Annotated in this window: 14 protein-coding genes; 6 read left to right on the forward strand and 8 right to left on the reverse strand. The window is 74.2% G+C overall.

What is annotated here, in order from left to right; all coding sequences use genetic code 11:
- The 3 genes from uvrC to uvrA form a co-directional block, all read right to left on the reverse strand.
- Window positions 1-1,187 (reverse strand): excinuclease ABC subunit UvrC (gene uvrC, locus LPA27_RS16155; RefSeq protein WP_228943095.1); only part of this gene is annotated, 1,187 nt, incomplete at its 3' end.
- A gap of 71 nt (window positions 1,188-1,258) precedes the next feature.
- The gene (locus tag LPA27_RS16160) at window positions 1,259-1,738 is read right to left on the reverse strand and encodes a Rieske (2Fe-2S) protein (protein ID WP_228943096.1); all 480 of its coding nucleotides are present in this window, start codon (window positions 1,736-1,738) and stop codon (window positions 1,259-1,261) included.
- A 136-nt stretch (window positions 1,739-1,874) separates the two neighbouring features.
- Window positions 1,875-4,925 carry an excinuclease ABC subunit UvrA gene (gene uvrA / locus LPA27_RS16165; protein WP_056864331.1) on the reverse strand — a complete coding sequence of 1,017 codons (3,051 nt, stop codon included), beginning with the start codon at window positions 4,923-4,925 and terminating at the stop codon, window positions 1,875-1,877.
- 206 nt (window positions 4,926-5,131) lie between these two features.
- On the opposite strand from uvrA, the gene LPA27_RS16170 reads away from it, so the two are divergent.
- Both LPA27_RS16170 and map read left to right on the forward strand, forming a co-directional pair.
- On the forward strand, window positions 5,132-5,839 hold the full coding sequence (locus tag LPA27_RS16170; protein WP_228943097.1) for an MBL fold metallo-hydrolase: 708 nt from the start codon (window positions 5,132-5,134) through the stop codon (window positions 5,837-5,839).
- A gap of 957 nt (window positions 5,840-6,796) precedes the next feature.
- Complete coding sequence (gene map, locus LPA27_RS16175; RefSeq protein WP_228943098.1) at window positions 6,797-7,567, forward strand: type I methionyl aminopeptidase; 771 nt, start codon at window positions 6,797-6,799, stop codon at window positions 7,565-7,567.
- A gap of 72 nt (window positions 7,568-7,639) precedes the next feature.
- Here map and LPA27_RS16180 read toward each other — a convergent pair whose 3' ends face one another.
- The 3 genes from LPA27_RS16180 to LPA27_RS16190 all read right to left on the reverse strand — a co-directional run bounded on the left by LPA27_RS16180 (window position 7,640) and on the right by LPA27_RS16190 (window position 10,249).
- The gene (locus LPA27_RS16180; protein WP_056864328.1) at window positions 7,640-8,299 is read right to left on the reverse strand and encodes a hypothetical protein; all 660 of its coding nucleotides are present in this window, start codon (window positions 8,297-8,299) and stop codon (window positions 7,640-7,642) included.
- A gap of 30 nt (window positions 8,300-8,329) precedes the next feature.
- A complete protein-coding gene (locus LPA27_RS16185) occupies window positions 8,330-8,932 on the reverse strand; it encodes a flavin reductase family protein (protein WP_228943099.1) in 603 nt (200 codons plus the stop codon).
- Between the two features lie 66 nt (window positions 8,933-8,998).
- Complete coding sequence (locus LPA27_RS16190) at window positions 8,999-10,249, reverse strand: DUF480 domain-containing protein (protein ID WP_228943100.1); 1,251 nt, start codon at window positions 10,247-10,249, stop codon at window positions 8,999-9,001.
- An 82-nt stretch (window positions 10,250-10,331) separates the two neighbouring features.
- On the opposite strand from LPA27_RS16190, the gene LPA27_RS16195 reads away from it, so the two are divergent.
- Window positions 10,332-11,696: an FAD-binding oxidoreductase gene (locus tag LPA27_RS16195; RefSeq protein WP_228943101.1), complete on the forward strand. Its 1,365-nt coding sequence runs from the start codon at window positions 10,332-10,334 to the stop codon at window positions 11,694-11,696.
- A gap of 119 nt (window positions 11,697-11,815) precedes the next feature.
- On the forward strand, window positions 11,816-13,138 hold the full coding sequence (locus LPA27_RS16200; protein WP_056864325.1) for a dicarboxylate/amino acid:cation symporter: 1,323 nt from the start codon (window positions 11,816-11,818) through the stop codon (window positions 13,136-13,138).
- Between the two features lie 24 nt (window positions 13,139-13,162).
- Here the strand turns inward: LPA27_RS16200 and LPA27_RS16205 are convergent, their stop codons facing one another.
- Both LPA27_RS16205 and LPA27_RS16210 read right to left on the reverse strand, forming a co-directional pair.
- Window positions 13,163-13,678 (reverse strand): 2'-5' RNA ligase family protein, encoded by a 516-nt coding sequence (locus LPA27_RS16205; protein ID WP_228943102.1) that lies wholly within the window; start codon window positions 13,676-13,678, stop codon window positions 13,163-13,165.
- Window positions 13,678-15,189 carry a cryptochrome/photolyase family protein gene (locus tag LPA27_RS16210; RefSeq protein WP_228943103.1) on the reverse strand — a complete coding sequence of 504 codons (1,512 nt, stop codon included), beginning with the start codon at window positions 15,187-15,189 and terminating at the stop codon, window positions 13,678-13,680. The genes LPA27_RS16205 and LPA27_RS16210 overlap by 1 nt, the downstream gene beginning before the upstream one ends.
- Before the next feature lie 107 nt (window positions 15,190-15,296).
- Between LPA27_RS16210 and LPA27_RS16215 the strand changes: the two genes are divergently transcribed.
- Together LPA27_RS16215 and LPA27_RS16220 are read left to right on the forward strand one after the other, a co-directional pair.
- Window positions 15,297-16,034: a dienelactone hydrolase family protein gene (locus LPA27_RS16215; protein ID WP_228943104.1), complete on the forward strand. Its 738-nt coding sequence runs from the start codon at window positions 15,297-15,299 to the stop codon at window positions 16,032-16,034.
- A 45-nt stretch (window positions 16,035-16,079) separates the two neighbouring features.
- On the forward strand, window positions 16,080-17,357 hold the full coding sequence (locus LPA27_RS16220; RefSeq protein ID WP_228943105.1) for an alpha/beta hydrolase: 1,278 nt from the start codon (window positions 16,080-16,082) through the stop codon (window positions 17,355-17,357).
- Window positions 17,358-17,443 lie beyond the last annotated feature (86 nt).

Here is a 17,443-nt window from a genome sequence, read left to right on the forward strand (position 1 = left end):
CGGGTGGTGAGGTCGCTGGCGCGCTTGGTCTTGTGCAGCGCCAGCGACTGCCGGGCGTTGCTGGCCACGGTCTCCTGCAGCGTCTTCTTGTCGCCGCGCTGCGGCACCCGGATCTGCACCTTGCCGCCGCGCAGGTCGCCGAGCAGCTCCTCGAAGGTGGCCAGGTCGGGCGGGAGCGCCGGCACCAGGATCTCGCGCGGGATCGCGTCGCCCTGCGCGTCGCGGCCGGCGCCGGCGTAGAGCTGGAGCAGGAAGTCGTCGACCAGCTCGGCGGTGCCGCCCTCGTCGACGCGGTCGGCGACCCAGCCCCGCTGGCCGCGGATCCGGCCGCCGCGCACGTAGAAGACCTGCACCGCCACCTCGAGGGGGTCCTCGGCGAAGGCGATGACGTCGGCGTCGGCGCCGTCGCCCAGCACGACGGCCTGCTTCTCCAGCGCCCGCTGCATCGCCCCGAGGTCGTCGCGCAGCCGAGCCGCCTTCTCGAAGTCCATCGCGTCGGACGCGGCGTACATCTCCTTCTCGATGCGACGCGTGAAGGGCCGGGTCTGCCCGCCCATGAAGTCGCAGAAGTCGTCGACGATCGCGCGGTGCTCGTCCGCGCTGACCTTGCCCACGCAGGGCGCGGAGCACTTGTCGATGTAGCCCAGCAGGCAGGGGCGCCCGATCTGGGCGGAGCGCTTGAAGACGCCGTTGCTGCACGAGCGCATCGGGAAGACCCGCAGCAGGATGTCGACGGTCTCGCGGATGGCCCAGGCGTGGCTGTAGGGGCCGAAGTACCGCGTGCCGCGTCGCTTGGCGCCGCGCCCGACCATCACCCGGGGGTACTCCTCGCCGACGGTGACGGCCAGCCAGGGGTAGGACTTGTCGTCGCGGTACTTCACGTTGAAGCGCGGGTCGTACTCCTTGATCCAGGAGTACTCCAGCTGGAGCGCCTCGACCTCGGTGTTGACCACCGTCCACTCCACCCCGGCGGCGGTGGTGACCATCGTGGCCGTGCGCTGGTGGAGGTTGGCGATGTCTTGGAAGTACGAGGAGAGCCGCGCGCGGAGGTTCTTGGCCTTGCCGACGTAGATCACCCGGCCGGCCGCGTCGCGGAACCGGTAGACCCCCGGCTGGGTGGGGATCGACCCCGGCTCGGGACGGTAGGACAGCGGGCCGCGGGAGGGTCGGGCGGATCGTGACGGCACGCCTCAACCCTACGGTCGCCCACCGACGGTCCACGCCGGCGGGCGCCCCGCGAGGCGACGGGGAGCGCCCGTCAGGCCAGCGTGACCTCGTCGCCCGACACCGTCACCGCGACCGCCGCCAGCGCCTCGGTGGCGGGGCCGTCGGTGGGCTCGCCGGTGTCGAGGGCGAAGACGCTGCCGTGGCAGGTGCAGACGATGCCGTCGGCCGAGACCTGGGAGACCAGGCAGCCCTGGTGGGTGCACACCGCGGAGAAGGCCTTGAACTCCCCCTCGGTCGGCTGGGTGACCACGACCTCCTCCTCGGAGAGGATCGCGCCACCCCCGACCGGCACGTCGGCGGTGGGGGTCAGGCTCGCGCCGGCCGGGAGGTCGGCGGCGGGGTCGCTGGCCGTCTCCTCCTCGCCGCCGCAGGCGGCCAGCACCGGCAGGGCCACCCCGATCCCCGCGACGCCGCCGAGGGCGCGGCGCCGGGTCAGGCCACCGCGGCGGGTGGTCGTGGTGGGGTCGAGGGTGCTCCCGGTGTCGGCGGGGGCGGGCTCGGTGCTGGTCATGGTCGTCGTCCTCTCGTGACGGCGGGTGGTTGAGCGCGAGGGTAGCCAGGCGGTCTGTGGAGCGGCTGAGGACCGACCCAGGGACCGGCGACCGGTGGCCCCGGCCACCGCCGTGGCTCCCGACCTCCGGGGCTCCCTACTTCTTGGCGGCCGTCCGCTTGGCGGCCGTCTTCTTGGCGGTCGTCCTCTTGGCGGTGGTCGCCTTGGCCGGCTTCGCGGCCCGGGCGGCGGCACGGTCGTTGGCGACCTGGGAGGCGGCCTGGCGGCGGGTGGCGCGCGCCGGGGCCGGCGCCTCCGACGCGGCGAGGCGACCACGTGGCTGTGTGGCCTCCTTGCCCTCGAGCAGCGGGCGGAGGTAGCGGCCGGTGTGGCTGGCCTCGACCGTCGCGACCTTCTCGGGCGTCCCCTCTGCGACGACCACGCCACCGCGGGACCCGCCCTCGGGGCCCATGTCGACGAGCCAGTCGGCGGTCTTGATGACGTCGAGGTTGTGCTCGATGACCAGGACGGTGTTGCCCTGGTCGACCAGGCGGCCCAGCACCAGCAGCAGCTTGCGGATGTCCTCGAAGTGCAGACCGGTGGTCGGCTCGTCGAGCACGTAGACGGTGCGGCCGGTGGAGCGCTTCTGCAGCTCCGCGGAGAGCTTGACGCGCTGCGCCTCGCCTCCCGAGAGGGTCGTCGCGGGCTGACCGAGGCGGACGTAGCCGAGCCCGACCTCCACGAGGGTCTTCATGTGGCGCGCGATGGCCGGCACGGCGGCGAAGAAGTCGACGGCCTCCTCGATCGGCATGTCGAGGACCTCGGCGATGGTCTTGCCCTTGTAGTGCACCTCGAGGGTCTCGCGGTTGTAGCGGGCCCCGTGGCAGACCTCGCACGGCACGTAGACGTCCGGCAGGAAGTTCATCTCGATCTTGATGGTGCCGTCACCGGAGCACGCCTCGCAGCGCCCGCCCTTGACGTTGAAGGAGAACCGGCCCTGGAGGTAGCCGCGCATCTTGGCCTCCGGGGTGGCGGCGAAGAGCTTGCGCACGTGGTCGAAGACGCCGGTGTAGGTGGCGGGGTTGGAGCGCGGCGTGCGGCCGATGGGCGACTGGTCGACGTGGATGACCTTGTCGACGTGCTCTAGGCCGGTGATCGCGCGGTGGCGGCCCGGGAGGGTGCGCGCGTTGTAGAGCTGCTTGGCCAGCGAGGTGTAGAGGATGTCGTTGACCAGGGTGGACTTGCCCGAGCCCGAGACGCCGGTGACGGCGACGAAGACGCCGAGCGGGAACGTCACGTCGACGTCGCGCAGGTTGTGCTCGCGGGCGCCGAGCACCTTGAGCTCGCGCCCGACCGTGCGCGGGCGACGACGGGCGGGCACCGGGATCTCGCGACGACCGGAGAGGTACTGGCCGGTCATCGAGTCGGGGTGGGCGTACAGGTCCTCGACGGTGCCGCTGTGCACCACCTGGCCGCCGTGCTCGCCGGCCCCCGGACCGATGTCGACGACCCAGTCGGCGACCTTGATGGTGTCCTCGTCGTGCTCCACCACGATCAGGGTGTTGCCGAGGTCCTTGAGCCGCACGAGGGTCTCGATGAGGCGCTGGTTGTCGCGCTGGTGGAGCCCGATCGACGGCTCGTCGAGCACGTAGAGGACGCCGACGAGACCGGCGCCGATCTGGGTGGCCAGCCGGATCCGCTGCGCCTCGCCGCCCGAGAGCGACCCGGACGGTCGGTCGAGGGAGAGGTAGTCGAGCCCGACGTCGAGGAGGAACTGCAGGCGCTCCTGGATCTCCTTGAGCACCCGCTCGCCGATCTGGCGCTCGCGCGCGGAGAGCTCGAGGGAGCCGAGGAACTCCGAGGCCTCGTTGATGGGCAGGGCGCAGACGTCGGCGATGTTGCGGCCGCCGAGCAGCACGGCCATGGAGACCGGCTTGAGCCGGCTGCCGCGGCAGGTGGGGCACGGCACCTCGCGCATGAAGCCCTCGAAGCGGTCGCGACTGGTGTCGGACTCCGCCTCGCGGTGGCGGCGCTCGACGTAGCCCCGCACGCCCTCGAAGTCGGCGTAGTAGGCCCGCTCGCGCCCGTAGCGGTTGCGGGTCACGACGTGGACCTTCGTGGCGTGGCCGTCGAGCAGCGCCTTCTGCGAGCGCGCCGAGAGGTCCTCCCACGGGGTGTTGAGGTCGAAGCCGAGCTCGTCGCCCAGGGCGTCCATGAGGCGCAGGAAGTAGTCGGCGACGTGGGCGCCGGCCCAGGGCTGGATGGCGCCCTCGCCGAGGGTCGCCGAGGGGTTGGGCACGACGAGCTCGGCGTCGACCTCCAGCTTGGTGCCCAGGCCGCTGCAGGCCGGGCAGGCCCCGAAGGGCGAGTTGAACGAGAACGACCGCGGCTCGAGGTCGTCGGTGTCGATGGGGTGGTCGTTGGGGCACGCCATCTTCTCGCTGAACTTCATCTCGCGCCCGGGGTCCTTGGCGTCGAGGTCGACGAAGTCGAGCACGACCAGGCCTCCGGCCAGGCCGAGGGCGGTCTCCACGGAGTCGGTGAGGCGCCGCTTGGAGGACTCCTTCACCGCCAGCCGGTCGACGACGACCTCGATGGTGTGCTTCTTCTGCTTGTCGAGCTTCGGTCCGTCGGACAGGACGGTGTCGAGGGAGTGGGTCTCGCCGTCGATGCGGGCGCGCGAGAAGCCCTGGGTCTGCAGCTGGCGGAAGAGCTCGACGTACTCCCCCTTGCGGCCGCGCACGACCGGTGCGAGGACCTGGAAGCGCCGACCCTCCTCCAGGGACAGCACGCGGTCGACGATCTGCTGCGGGGTCTGCCGCTCGATGGGGGCGCCGCAGGTGGGGCAGTGGGGGCGCCCGGCGCGCGCGTAGAGCAGGCGGAGGTAGTCGTAGACCTCGGTGATCGTGCCGACCGTCGAGCGGGGGTTCTTCGAGGTCGACTTCTGGTCGATCGAGACCGCGGGCGAGAGACCCTCGATGAAGTCGACGTCGGGCTTGTCCATCTGGCCCAGGAACTGGCGGGCGTAGGCCGAGAGCGACTCGACGTAGCGACGCTGGCCCTCGGCGAAGATCGTGTCGAAGGCGAGCGACGACTTGCCCGAGCCCGAGAGGCCGGTGAAGACGATCAGCGAGTCGCGGGGAAGGTCGAGCGACACGTCCTTCAGGTTGTGCTCGCGAGCACCCCGGATGATGAGCTGGTCCTGCACTGGAGTCCCGTCCTGGTGGCGTGGAGGAGTCGAACAGACGTTCGTCATGGTACGTCGGCGTCCGCCGCGGGGGCGGGTCGGCACGTCCGCTCACCATCTCACGCACCACCGACAGCGGGGCCACACCCCGATGGGCAGCGGACCCGCCCGCGCCGGGTGAGCCCGCTCACGGGTCGGACCACCCGCCGGCGCGGCAGGATGGGGACATGACCCCACCGAGCGACACCCCGGCCCCCTCGGACTACGACGGCGACGTCTCCCCCGGCGGCCCCGCCCAGACCCGCGAGCTGGCCCACCTCGTCATCACCAAGGTCGCCGTCGACCCCGAGATGTCCAACAACTGCTACCTGCTGCGCTGCCGCCACACCGGGGAGCAGGTGCTCGTCGACGCCGCCGCCGACGCCGCCACGCTGCTGGGCCTGGTCGGTGAGGCCGGCCTCGACACCGTCGTCACCACCCACCAGCACTGGGACCACCACCGCGCGCTGGCGGAGGTCGTCGCCGCCACCGGGGCCGACGTCGTCGTCGGCACCCCCGACGCCGACGCCGTCACCGAGCAGACCGGCGTCACCGTGACCCGCCGGGTCGGGGCCGGCGACACCGTCGCGGTCGGCGACTGCACCCTGCAGGTCGTGCCGATCGCCGGCCACACCCCCGGGTCGGTCGCGCTGGTCTACGACGACCGCCCCTCCGGCGGCCGGCCCCACCTGTTCACCGGCGACTCGCTCTTCCCCGGCGGCGTGGGCAACACCTTCGGCGACGAGGCCGCCTTCGCCCAGCTCGTCGACGAGGTCGAGACCAAGCTGTTCGACGCCCTGCCCGACGACACGTGGTTCTACCCCGGCCACGGCGGCGACTCGACCCTCGGCGCCGAGCGCGCGTCGATCCCGGAGTGGCGCGCCCGGGGCTGGTGACCCGCTCGCGGCCCTCACCGCGTGGGTGAACGGTGGGTGGCGGCGTACGACGGGGCGGCAGTCGCCGGACCTGTCGTCTCCCGCGACCTCCGCCCGGTCAGCGGGCTCCAGCCACGCCCCGCACCGCAGTGCCTCCCGCCGCGGGGCGGCCCGCCCGAGAAGTGGCGGCGTACGACAGGTCGGCGCCCCCTGGACCGGTCGTCTCCCGCCACTTCTGCCCGGCCGGCCACCGGGACGGTCAGCGGGCTCCCACCACGTCCGCTCGGGAGCACCTCCCGCCGCTGCCCTGCCCGCCTGAGAAGTGGCGGCGTACGACCGGTCGGCAGCCGCTGGACCTGTCGTCTCCCGCCACTTCTGCCCGGTCGACCAGCGGGACGTTCACCGGGCTCCAGCCACGCCCCGCGCGGCAGTGACTCCCGCCGCGGGGCGGCGCGCACGAGAAGGGGCGGCGTACGACCGGTCGGCAGCCGCCAGAGGTGTCGTCTCCCGCCGCTTCCCACGCCGATGCCCCGGGCAGCGGCCACAGACCACTCAGGAGGGCCTCCGACGCTGGCCGGCCTGCCCGAGAAGTGGCGGCGTACGACCGGTCGGCAGCCGCTGGACCTGTCGTCTCCCGCCACTTCTGCCCGGTCGACCAGCGGGACGTTCACCGGGCTCCAGCCACGTCCGCCCGGCACTGCCTCCCGCCGCGGGGCGGCCCGCCCAGAAGTGGCGGCGTACGACCGGTCGCCAGCTGCCGGACCTGTCGTCTCCCGCCACTTCCGCCCGGTCGGCCACCGGGCGCGGTGAGGTCCCGTTCGGAACCGCGCTGGCCGGTCGCGGAGCAGCGACGCCACCCGGCGTGCCCGCGGCGGCGACCTGACCGCGTGGTGCCCGCCCCGCGGCGGAGCAATCGGGAGGTGCGCGGCCCGGGACCCCGGGCCGTCCGGCTCCCGGGGCGCGCCTAGGCTCGACCCCGTGATCGAGCTGCGCACGCCCACCCAGATCGAGCAGATGCGACCCGCGGGGCGCTTCGTGGCCGAGGTGCTGACCCGCCTGCGCGAGGTCGCCGACGTGGGGGTGAACCTGCTGGAACTCGACCGGGTCGCGCACGACATGATCCGCGAGCGCGGGGCGGAGTCGTGCTACATCGACTACCACCCGTCGTTCGGCGCCTCGCCCTTCGGCAAGGTGCTCTGCACGTCGGTCAACGACGCCGTGCTCCACGGCCTGCCCCACGACTACACCCTGCGCGACGGCGACCTGCTCAGCGTCGACTTCGCCTGCGCCGTCGACGGCTGGGTCTCCGACTCCGCGCTCAGCGTCGTCGTCGGCACCCCGAGGCCGGAGGACCTGACGCTCATCGAGACCACCGAGCGGGCCCTGGCCGCGGGCATCGACGCCGCCCGCGTCGGCAACCGCGTCGGCGACATCTCGGCCGCGATCGCGGCGGTGGCCCACGCGGCCGGGCTGAGCGTCAACACCCAGTTCGGCGGGCACGGCGTGGGGCGCACCATGCACGGCGAGCCCCACATCGCCAACGACGGCCGCGCCGGTCGCGGTCTGCGGCTCAAGGCCGGTCTGGTCATCGCGATCGAGCCGTGGTTCCTCCACACGACCGACGAGATCGTCACCGACCCCGACGGCTGGACCCTGCGCAGCGCCGACGGGTCGCGCGGCGCCCACTCCGAGCACACCGTGGCCATCACCCCCGACGGGCCCCCGCTCGTGCTCACCGCGCGCGACTGACCCCAACGCCGTACGCCGGGACCGTCCGGGCCGGCTCGGCAGCCGGGCCGGCGACGGCTCGGCGGCGACGGCTCAGCGCCCGGGCACGTGGCCGCGCGGCGGGGCCCACTGGCCCTCGGCGCGCAGGTGCTCGTAGATCTCCAGCTCAGGGCGCAGGTGGTCCTCGAGGCGGCGCCGCAGGGCGCGGCTGAGGTCGGGCCGGCTCGTGGAGGTCGACCAGTTCTTCATGGTGACCTCGAGCGGCTCGCCGATCTTCTCGGCGATCCAGCCCTCCCACACGTCGGGCCGCTCGAGGGCGAAGAGGCGGTCGACGGCGATGTCGAGGTCGGCCGAGAGCGCGATGAAGCGGGCCTGGCGCCCCTTGAGCGCGCCCGGCGCGCCGTCGAGGTAGGCGCCCACGAAGGCGTCGAAGCTGACGTCGGCGGTGGAGTTGGCCGCGCGGGAGTTGTCGTCGTCCTGCAGCGCGGGGCGCTGGCGGTAGCGCCACCACGACTCCAGCCACGCCACCGGCTCGCGGAAGAGCGAGACCAGCTCGTAGTCGTCGCGCTGGTAGCCGCCCGTCTGGAGCACCGGCGCCATCCGGTTGGTGAAGGTGCGCGCGTTCATGTGCTTGAGGCGCGGGTTGATCCGCATCATCACCTCGGCGCGACCCATGAGGCTCGTGACGAGGGTGGTGGAGGCGCACTTGGGCATCGAGAGCATGACGAAGCCGTGGCCGGGCAGGGCGATCACGACGACGAACCTAGCCGACCCGGGCCCGCGTCAGCCCAGCCGGCGGTAGGCACCGCGGTGGAAGAGCAGCGGCGGGGCGTCCGCACCGCCCGGCCCCTCGGCGAGGGCCAGCACGCGCCCGACCACCACGTCGTGGTCACCGGCCTCGTGGACCGCGTCGATCGCGCAGTCGACGTGGGCGACCGCGCCGTCGAGCCGGGGCGCCCCGGTCGTGGGCGACGCGGTCCAGCCCACGCCCGCGAACTTGTCCACGCCGCGGCTGGCCATGCGGGTGGACAGCTCCTGCTGGTGCTCGGCGAGGACGTTGACGCAGAAGCGGCCCGCCTCGCGGACGCGGGGCCACGCGCGGGAGGACCGGGCCAGCACCACCAGCACCAGCGGCGGGTCGAGGGAGACGCTGGCGAAGGACTGGCAGGTCACGCCCACGGGCCCCTCGGGGGTGGTGGCGGTGACCACGGTGAGCCCGGAGGCGAAGGAGCCGACCACGTCGCGGAAGCGACGGTCGGTGAGCGGGTAGGCCCGCCCGTCGAGGTGGTACTCGGGATCGGCGTCGTCGGCGAGCCAGGCCGGGGCTCCCGGCTCGGGCTCCGTGCCTGTGCCGGGCCCGTCGTGGTCGGAGCCGGCGGAGGTCATGGCACCCACGCTAGCCAGCCCCGCACCCGCCCCGGGCGGGTGGGTCGGGCGGCGGACCACGCGCGGCTACCCCGGCCGGCGGGCGAGCACGTAGAGCCGCTCGGTGGTCTCGCCGTGGTGGAGCAAGGGCCCGCGGTGGTACCACTCGACGTCGACCAGACCCGCGGCCCCGACCGCGGCGAGCACGCGCGCCGGCTCGTGGAGCACCAGGGCGAGGTCGACCTCGCGCTCGAGCCAGGAGTCGGTGCGGCGCACCACGGGACCCGCGGCGGAGGCCGCCTGGAGCGCCAGCACCAGGTGCCCTCCGGGCGCGAGGGGTCGCACCAGGGCGGCGACGGCGTCGTCGAGCTCGGAGGGCGCGAGGTGGATGAGGGAGTACCACGCCAGCACCGCGCCCCAGCCGGGCGCCGTCGCGGGCCGCATGAGCCGCCGCAGGTCGCCGACCTCGTAGGCGCCGTCGGGGAAGCGGCGCCGGGCCTCGGCCACCATCGCCGGCGACAGGTCCACCCCCGAGGCGTCCGCGCCCAGCGAGCGCAGCAGGGCGGTGGTGTGGCCGGGCCCGCTGCCGACCTCGACGACCGGTCGGCCGTCGGCGAGCGCGACGACCCGGCCCAGCAGCCACGTCTCCAGCCCGAGGGGGCCAGGGGCGCCCTCGGCGTACTCCTCGGCGAAGCGGGCGGCGTAGGGCTCGGCCAGCGCGTCGTAGGAGGCGCGGACCCGCTCGTCGCGAGCCTCGGGGCCGTCGGCGAGCACCGACTCCCGCTCGTCGGGGCCGACGGCGGCCGGCCCACCGCCCGACGTCGCGTCGGCCCCGACCGGCCCCAGGAGATGGGTCCACCGGCTGTCGAGCCGGCCGGAGCGCGGGGAGACCTGGCGCACCAAGGGGCGCTCCCGCGCGGCGAGGCGCAGCAGGCAGGCGTCGACGGCGTCGCGGTCGGCGAAGGGGTGGAGCCGCTCGGTGCGGGTGCGCAGCTCGCCGGGGGCCTGCACCCCCCGCAGCAGCAGCACGGTGAGCAGCGCGCGCTCGTCGGGCGCGAGGTCGAGCTCCTCCTCCAGCACCTGGTGGTACCTCAGCGTGCGCCGACCGGAGTCGGACCAGACGATCCTCACCAGCCCGCGGTCCTTGAGGCCGCGCGCCACCTGCTCGACCTGCTGCTCGTCGTAGGCCACCACCGGGTCGCGGCTGGAGGTCTGGTTGCAGGCGGTGCGCAGCGCGTTGAGGGAGAGCGGGTACGACGCGGGCACCGTCACCTGCTTCTCCAGCAGCGCGCCGAGCACCCGCTGCTCCTCGGACGAGAGCGGCTCGGGCATCGGCATGGGCCGACCCTAGCCGCGCACGACGGCCACGCCGGCCGCCCGACGCCGAGGTCGGCCCGCGCGCGGTGGGTACGGTCGGCACATGACCTGGGACGCCCTGCCTGCCGGAGTGCTCATCGACGACCCCGACGTCGTCGCGGGCTACGCCCACGACCAGTCGCGGCTCACCGAGCGCGCCACGCCGTCGGTGGTGCTCGCCCCGCGCAGCACCGCCGAGGTGCAGGCCTGCCTGCGCGCCGCCTCGGCGGGCGGCGTGGCCGTCGTGCCCCGGGGCGCCGGCAGCGGCCTGGTGGGCGGCGCCAACGCGCCGGCCGGGAGCGCCGTGCTGTCGCTGCACCGGATGGACCGCGTGCTGGAGGTCGACCCCGTCGAGCGGCTCGCGGTCGTGCAGCCGGGGGTCGTCACCGGGGACCTGCGCTCCGCCGCGGCCGGCGCCGGCCTCTTCTACCCGCCCGACCCGGGGTCGGTCGCCTTCTGCACGGTCGGCGGCAACGTCGCCACCGACGCCGGCGGCATGTGCTGCGTCAAGTACGGCGTCACCGGCGACTTCGTCGAGGCCCTGGAGGTCGTGCTCGCCGACGGCCGGGTCCTGCGCACCGGCACCCGCACGGTCAAGGGCGTGGCCGGCTACGACCTCACCAGCCTCTTCGTCGGCTCCGAGGGCACCCTGGGCGTGGTCACGGAGGTCACCGTGCGCCTGCTGCCGGCGCCCGCCGCACCGCAGACCCTCGTGGCCTCCTTCGACCGCCTCGCCTCGGCCGGCGACGCGGTGGCCCGGATCGCGGCCGCCGGGCTGACCCCCTCGCTGCTGGAGGTGCTCGACCGCACCACCGTGCGGGCCGTCGACGCCCACGCCGGCATGGGCCTCGGCGACGTCGCCGCCCTGCTGCTGGTGCAGTCCGACGACGCCGGGCCCGGGGCGGCGGCGCTGCTGGAGCAGGTGGAGGCGCACTGCACCGGCGCGGGAGCCGTCGACGTGGCGCGCAGCGACGACGCCGAGGAGGCGGCGATGCTGCTCGAGGCGCGACGCCTCGCCCTGCCCGCGCTCGAGCGCCTGGCCGCCGACCGCGGCGGCGACTGGCTGCTCGACGACGTCTGCGTGCCCCGGGCCCGGGTGGTCGACCTGATCGGCGCGGTCGAGGCCGTCGCCCACGACCTCGGCCTGACCATCGGCGTCTTCGGGCACGCCGGCGACGGCAACCTGCACCCCACGATCGTCTACGACCACACCGACCCCGACGGACGCGCGACCGCCATGCGCGCCTTCGACCGGATCACCGAGGCCGCGCTCGCGCTGGGGGGCACCATCACCGGCGAGCACGGCGTGGGCACCCTGAAGAAGCACTGGCTGACCCGCGAGCTCGACCCCGTCGCCCTCGACGTGCAGCGGGCCCTGCGGCGCGCCTTCGACCCCGCGGGCGTGCTCAGCCCCCACGCCGTGCTCTAGCCGCCCCGGGCCCCGGGCCGCCTGCCCCGGGGCCGACTGTGCGGCGCACCACCCGGGCCGCAGGAATCGTGCGCGCCGCCGACCGGTTGGGCAGGAGTCCCCTCCGGAAAGGCAGTCCCGTGAAGCACGCACTCTCGGCGGTCCGCAGAACCCCGTTCTGGGCCCAGATCGTCCTCGGCCTGGTGCTCGGCGTCGTCCTGGGCCTGGTGGCCCGCACCTGGGACGTGGCCTGGCTGGCCACGACCCTCGACACCATCGGCAGCACCTTCGTCGGCCTGCTCACCGCGGCCGTGCCGCCGCTGGTGTTCGCCGCCATCGTGGTCAGCGTGACCAACCTGCGCGAGGTCTCCAACGCCGCGCGGCTGGCCACGCAGACGCTGGTGTGGTTCGCGATCACGTCGCTGGTGGCCGTCACGATCGGCATCACGCTGGGCCTGCTCACCAACCCCGGCAGCAGCGCCGACGTCTCGGCCGCGGGCGCGACGTACGAGGGCACCAGCGGCTCGTGGCTGGACTTCCTCACCGGCCTGGTGCCGGCCAACGTGCTCGGCCTGGAGATCGAGGAGGGCGCCGCGTCCTTCAACGTGCTGCAGATCGTGGTGGTCGCCCTGGTCGTGGGCGCCGCCTCGCTGAAGGCCGGCGAGAAGGCCGAGCCCTTCCTGGGCTTCATGCGCTCGGCGCTGGCCGTCGTGCAGCAGGTCCTGTGGTGGATCATCAAGCTGGCCCCGCTCGGCACCCTCGGCCTGCTCGGCCGCGCGGTCGCCACCTACGGGTGGGACCTGGTGGCGCCGCTGGCGGTCTTCACCGTCGACGTCTACGTCGGCTGCCTGCTGGTGATGTTCGTGGTCTACCCCGTCATCCTGCGCCTGCACGGCCTGTCCCCGGTGAAGTTCTTCTCCGGCGCCTGGCCCGCGATCCAGCTCGCCTTCGTCTCGCGCTCCTCGGTGGGCACCATGCCGCTGACCCAGCAGGTGACGACGCGCAACCTCGGCGTGCCGCAGGAGTACTCCTCCTTCGCCGTGCCGCTCGGCGCGACCACCAAGATGGACGGCTGCGCGGCCATCTACCCCGCGCTGGCCGCGATCACGGTGGCGCAGATCTTCGGCATCACCCTGGGCGTGCAGGACTACCTGCTCATCGCCTTCGTGTCGGTGGTCGGCTCCGCCGCCACCGCGGGTCTCACCGGCGCCGTCGTGATGCTGACGCTGACCCTCACCACCCTGGGTCTGCCGCTCGAGGGCGTGGCGCTGCTGCTGGCCATCGACCCGATCCTCGACATGATGCGCACCGCCACCAACGTGGCCGGCCAGGCGCTCGTGCCGACCATCGTGGCCCGCCGCGAGGGCATCCTCGACGTCGACGCCTACCACGCGCCGCGTCGCGGAGCCCCCGTCGGCGACACCCCCGAGCCGGTCCGCGAGCCGGAGCCGGCCGGGGTCTGACCAGCACCCCCGGACGGCGGGTCCTCAGCGGGCGAGGTCGGTGACCTCGCCCGCGTCGGGGTCCCAGTGGCGCAGCGACGCCAGCCGCAGCTCGAGGGCCGCGTCGTGGTCGCCCAGGGCCTCCAGGGCCCGGGGCACGTCGGACCGGTCGAGGCCCCGGGCGAGGGTCAGATGGGGCACCCAGCCGTGGTGGCGGCGCTCGGGCACGTGCACCCGCACAGCCAGCACCCGGCGCACCACGTCGTCGCTCAGCTGCACCGGGCGGGCCATTGCCACGCGGCCTCCACCGCCGCCGAGGAGCAGGACGCCGCCGACCACGGCCGTCACCGGCAGCAGCGAGCCCAGGCGCGCCGTCGCCACGTCGAGGGCGTCGCTCGACAGCGCGGGGGCCTCCACCACGCTGACGTGGGCGGCGTTGGAGCTGCCGCGGTGGTCGAGCTGGGAGGGCAGGCCGGCGTCGCGCAGGGCCTGCCACTGCCGGCGTACGGCGACCTGGCCCGCCTCGTCGGGCAGCAGCTCGAGGGAGTGCAGCCGCGCCATCAGGCCAGCCACCTCCGGGCGCGCCGGGTGTGGGCGGCCTTGGTCGAGGAGTCCAGGCCGTCGTAGAGGGTGGCGATCATGCGCGAGCGGGGATTGCCGGCGAAGACGTCGTGGTGGTCGCGCACGAAGGTCCAGTAGAGCGCGTCCCAGTCCTCGCGCCACTCCCCCGCCGGCAGGTCCGACATCTTGCGCAGGTAGTTCGACCCCGACACGTAGGGCTTGGTGGTGATCGCCTCGCCCGCGGCGAACTGGCTCATGGCGTAGACGTTGGGCACCATCACCCAGTCGTAGGCGTCGACGAACATCTCCATGAACCACTCGTAGGCGGCGTCGGGCTCGGCGCGCAGCAGGCACATCGCGTTGCCGAGCACCATCAGGCGCTCGATGTGGTGGGCGTAGCCGTGGGCCAGCACCCGCTCCAGCACCAGGTCGACCGGAGCCAGCCCCGTACGCGCGGTCCACCAGCCCTCGGCCAGCGGCCGGGTGTGGGCCAGCCGGTTGCCGCTGCGCATGCGGCGCCCGTGGACGACGTAGGTGGCGCGCATGTACTCGCGCCAGCCGATGAGCTGGCGCACGAAGCCCTCGAGGGAGGCCAGCGGCACCTCCTCGGAGGACCCCACGTCGAGCGCCCGCTCCAGCACGTGGGCCGGGGTGACCAGCCCGATGTTCAGGCCCGGGGTCAGCAGGGCGTGGAACATCCACGGGTGCTCGCGGGAGATCGCGTCCTCGAAGGGCCCGAACTCGGTGAAGCGCTCGGCGAGGAACTCCTCCAGCATCGCCTCCGCCTCGTCGTGCGAGGTCGGCCAGGCGAAGGCCTCCGCGTCGCCGGGGGCGTCGGGGAACTCCTCGCCGACCCAGGCGATGGCGTCGGCCACGGCCGGGTGCCGCTCGGGCCCGCCGTCGGCGCCGGGCCGGGCGACCGCGGGCACGGGGTGCTGCTTGGGCAGCTTCTTGCGGTTGTCGGCGTCGAAGGACCACTGGCCCCCGACGGGCTGGTCGCCCTCGACCAGCACGTCGAGACGGCGGCGCTGCCAGGCGTAGAAGTGCTGCATGCGCGCCGTCCGACCGCCGCTGCCGACCTGCTCGGCGACGTCGGCGCGGGAGGTGAGGAAGCACGGCGTCTCCAGGACGTCCTCGGAGCGCAGCTCGTAGCCGTGGTCGGCCAGGGCGGCGGTGAGGTCGCGCGAGAGCCAGTCGTCGACCACGTCGTAGACGCTCACCCGGTCGGGGCGCAGCCGGTCGAGGCAGCCGACCAGCCGGTCGTGGCTCGTGGCGGAGGCGGAGGTCTCGACGTGCTCGACCTCGAAGCCGGCCTCGCGCAGCCGCTCGGCGAAGCGGACCATCGAGGCGCGGTGGAGCACGAGCTTCTGGGCGTGGAAGCGGTACTGGCGGAAGAGCAGGTCGTGCTCGAGGAGCACGAAGACCGTGCCGGCCGGAGCGTCGAGGTGCTCGGTGAACAGCTGGTGGGGCAGCACGAGGCGCACGTGGCGCGACGGGTCGGAGTCCGGCATGGGCCGACCCTAGGCAGCATCGCGCTGCCCGGGCTCCCCCCTCGGGCCGGACCCTGCGGCGCCGCGTGCCCGTGCCGCCCGGACCGGCGAGGGCCATACTGCCGGCCATGACCCTCCTCGACTCCTGGACCCTCGGCGAGCACACCGCCGACGGCACGACCCACCCGACCTACCGCAAGGGCAGCGGCCCCGGGGTCGTGGTGATCCACGAGATCCCCGGGCTCACCCCGCAGGTCATCGCCTTCGGCGAGGAGGTGGTGGCCGCCGGCTTCACCGTCGTCATGCCCCACCTCTTCGGCACCCCCGAGGCCCCGGTCGGAGCCCGGTCGGTCGCCGGGGCCTTCCGCCAGGTGTGCGTGAGCCGGGAGTTCACGAAGCTCGCCACCGGGGAGACGACCCCGGTCGCCGGGTGGCTGCGCAGCCTGGCCCGCGACCTGCACGCGGAGCTGGGCGGGCCGGGCGTCGGCGCGCTGGGCATGTGCTTCACCGGGGGCTTCGCCCTGGCCATGATGGTCGACACCTCCGTCGCTGCGCCCGTGGTCTGCCAGCCCTCCGCGCCCTTCCCCGTCGGCCGCCGCCGCGCGGGCGACGTCAACCTCTCCCCCGCCGACCTCGCGGTGGTGCGCGAGCGCGTCGCGGGCGGGTGCCAGGTGCTCGGCGTGCAGTACGACGGTGACGTCGCCACCGGCACCCGCTTCGAGACCCTCACCCGCGAGCTGGGCGAGGGCTTCGTGCGCATCGACCTGCCCGGACGCAAGCACGCGACCCTGACGCTGCACCGCGACCAGGGCGCGGTCGACCGCGTGCTGGGCTTCTTCGAGGAGAAGCTGCGGCCGGCCCCCTGACGAGACCCGCCCCGCGGGCGGTTACCGATCGTTAACATCGGGGCCATGCTCTTCCGGCTCCGCCAGCTCCTGACCGCGGCGCTCGTCGCCAACGCGCTGCGCCCGGTGCCGGGCTTCAGGACAGCCGTGCCGGTATTCCTGGCCGGCTGGGGCACCAGCGAGCTCGCCCCGCACCTGCTCGCGGCCACGGCCGCCGACACCGCCCGCCACGCCCGTCGGCGCGGGCTGACCCGCACCGGCGCACTGCTGGCCCTCGCCAACGCCGCCGGCCTGGCCTGGATGCTGCGCACGAGCGCGCAGGCGCGCGGGGTGGCCGACCGCGCCCTGGTCGACGCCCTCGGCGTCGACTACCTCGACGAGATCGACACCGAGGTCCCCCGCGACGTGCGCGTGCCGTGGCGGCGGCTGCTCAACCCCTTCCGCATGCGCGAGCCCGGGGTGCACGTGGAGCGCGACATCGCCTACGACGACACCCTGGGCCGGCGCGGCCTGCTCGACGTCTACACCGCCGTCGAGCGCCCCGCCGGCCTGCCCGAGGGCGGCGCACCCGTGCTGGTGCAGGTCCACGGCGGCGGCTGGACGCTGGGCGCCAAGGACACCCAGGGCATCCCGCTGATGCAGCACCTCGCCGCCCGCGGCTGGGTCTGCGTCGCCCCCAACTACCGGCTGGCGCCGCAGCACCCGTTCCCGGCGCAGATCGTCGACGTGAAGAAGGTGCTGGCGTGGGTCCACGAGCACATCGCGGCCTACGGCGGCGACCCGTCGTACGTCGCGATCACGGGGGGCTCGGCCGGCGGCCACCTCGCCGCGCTCGCGGCCCTGACGCCCGGCGACCCCGCCTGGCAGCCCGGCTTCGAGGACGCCGACACCTCCGTGCAGGTCGCGGTGCCGCACTACGGCGTCTACGACCTGGCCGGGGCCACCGGCCTGCGCAGCGCCGTGCAGATGCGCGACCGCTTCCTCGGGCCCCGGATCCTGCGCCGGCGCTGGCGCGAGGACCCCGAGCCCTTCGAGGCCGGGTCCCCGCTGCTGCGGGTGGGGCCCGAGGCCCCCGACTTCTTCGTCGTGCACGGACGCCTCGACAGCCTGGTGCAGGTCGACCAGGCCCGGCTCTTCGTCGAGGCGCTGCGCCGGACCTCGCGCCGCTCGGTCGTCTACGCCGAGCTGCCGGGGGCCCAGCACGCCTTCGACGTCCTGCCCTCGGTGCGCTCGGTGGCCGTCGTGCGCGCGGTGGACCGCTTCCTGCACTGGCACTGGGCCCGCCACCGCAGGGCGCTGGCACCGGCCGTGGCGGCCGGCGAGGAGGGCTCCCGACCCGCGTGACCCGTGACACGTCACCGATCGACGGGCACCCGTCTGACCAGGCGTCTTCACGACCTCTTCACGGGTGGCTCGACACTTCGACGTGA

The organism is Nocardioides sp. Leaf374, assembly GCF_916862475.1.
Lineage (GTDB): Bacteria > Actinomycetota > Actinomycetes > Propionibacteriales > Nocardioidaceae > Nocardioides > Nocardioides kribbensis.

Bases quoted from the DNA above. Each gene is read 5' to 3' on its own strand.
- LPA27_RS16190 (WP_228943100.1), bottom strand. From the start codon at position 10,249: ATGCCGATGCCCGAGCCGCTCTCGTCCGAGGAGCAGCGGGTGCTCGGC.
- LPA27_RS16170 (WP_228943097.1), top strand. From the start codon at position 5,132: ATGACCCCACCGAGCGACACCCCGGCCCCCTCGGACTACGACGGCGAC.
- LPA27_RS16210 (WP_228943103.1), bottom strand. From the start codon at position 15,189: ATGCCGGACTCCGACCCGTCGCGCCACGTGCGCCTCGTGCTGCCCCAC.
- LPA27_RS16220 (WP_228943105.1), top strand. From the start codon at position 16,080: ATGCTCTTCCGGCTCCGCCAGCTCCTGACCGCGGCGCTCGTCGCCAAC.
- LPA27_RS16205 (WP_228943102.1), bottom strand. From the start codon at position 13,678: ATGGCGCGGCTGCACTCCCTCGAGCTGCTGCCCGACGAGGCGGGCCAG.
- LPA27_RS16160 (WP_228943096.1), bottom strand. From the start codon at position 1,738: ATGACCAGCACCGAGCCCGCCCCCGCCGACACCGGGAGCACCCTCGAC.
- LPA27_RS16185 (WP_228943099.1), bottom strand. From the start codon at position 8,932: ATGACCTCCGCCGGCTCCGACCACGACGGGCCCGGCACAGGCACGGAG.
- LPA27_RS16195 (WP_228943101.1), top strand. From the start codon at position 10,332: ATGACCTGGGACGCCCTGCCTGCCGGAGTGCTCATCGACGACCCCGAC.
- LPA27_RS16215 (WP_228943104.1), top strand. From the start codon at position 15,297: ATGACCCTCCTCGACTCCTGGACCCTCGGCGAGCACACCGCCGACGGC.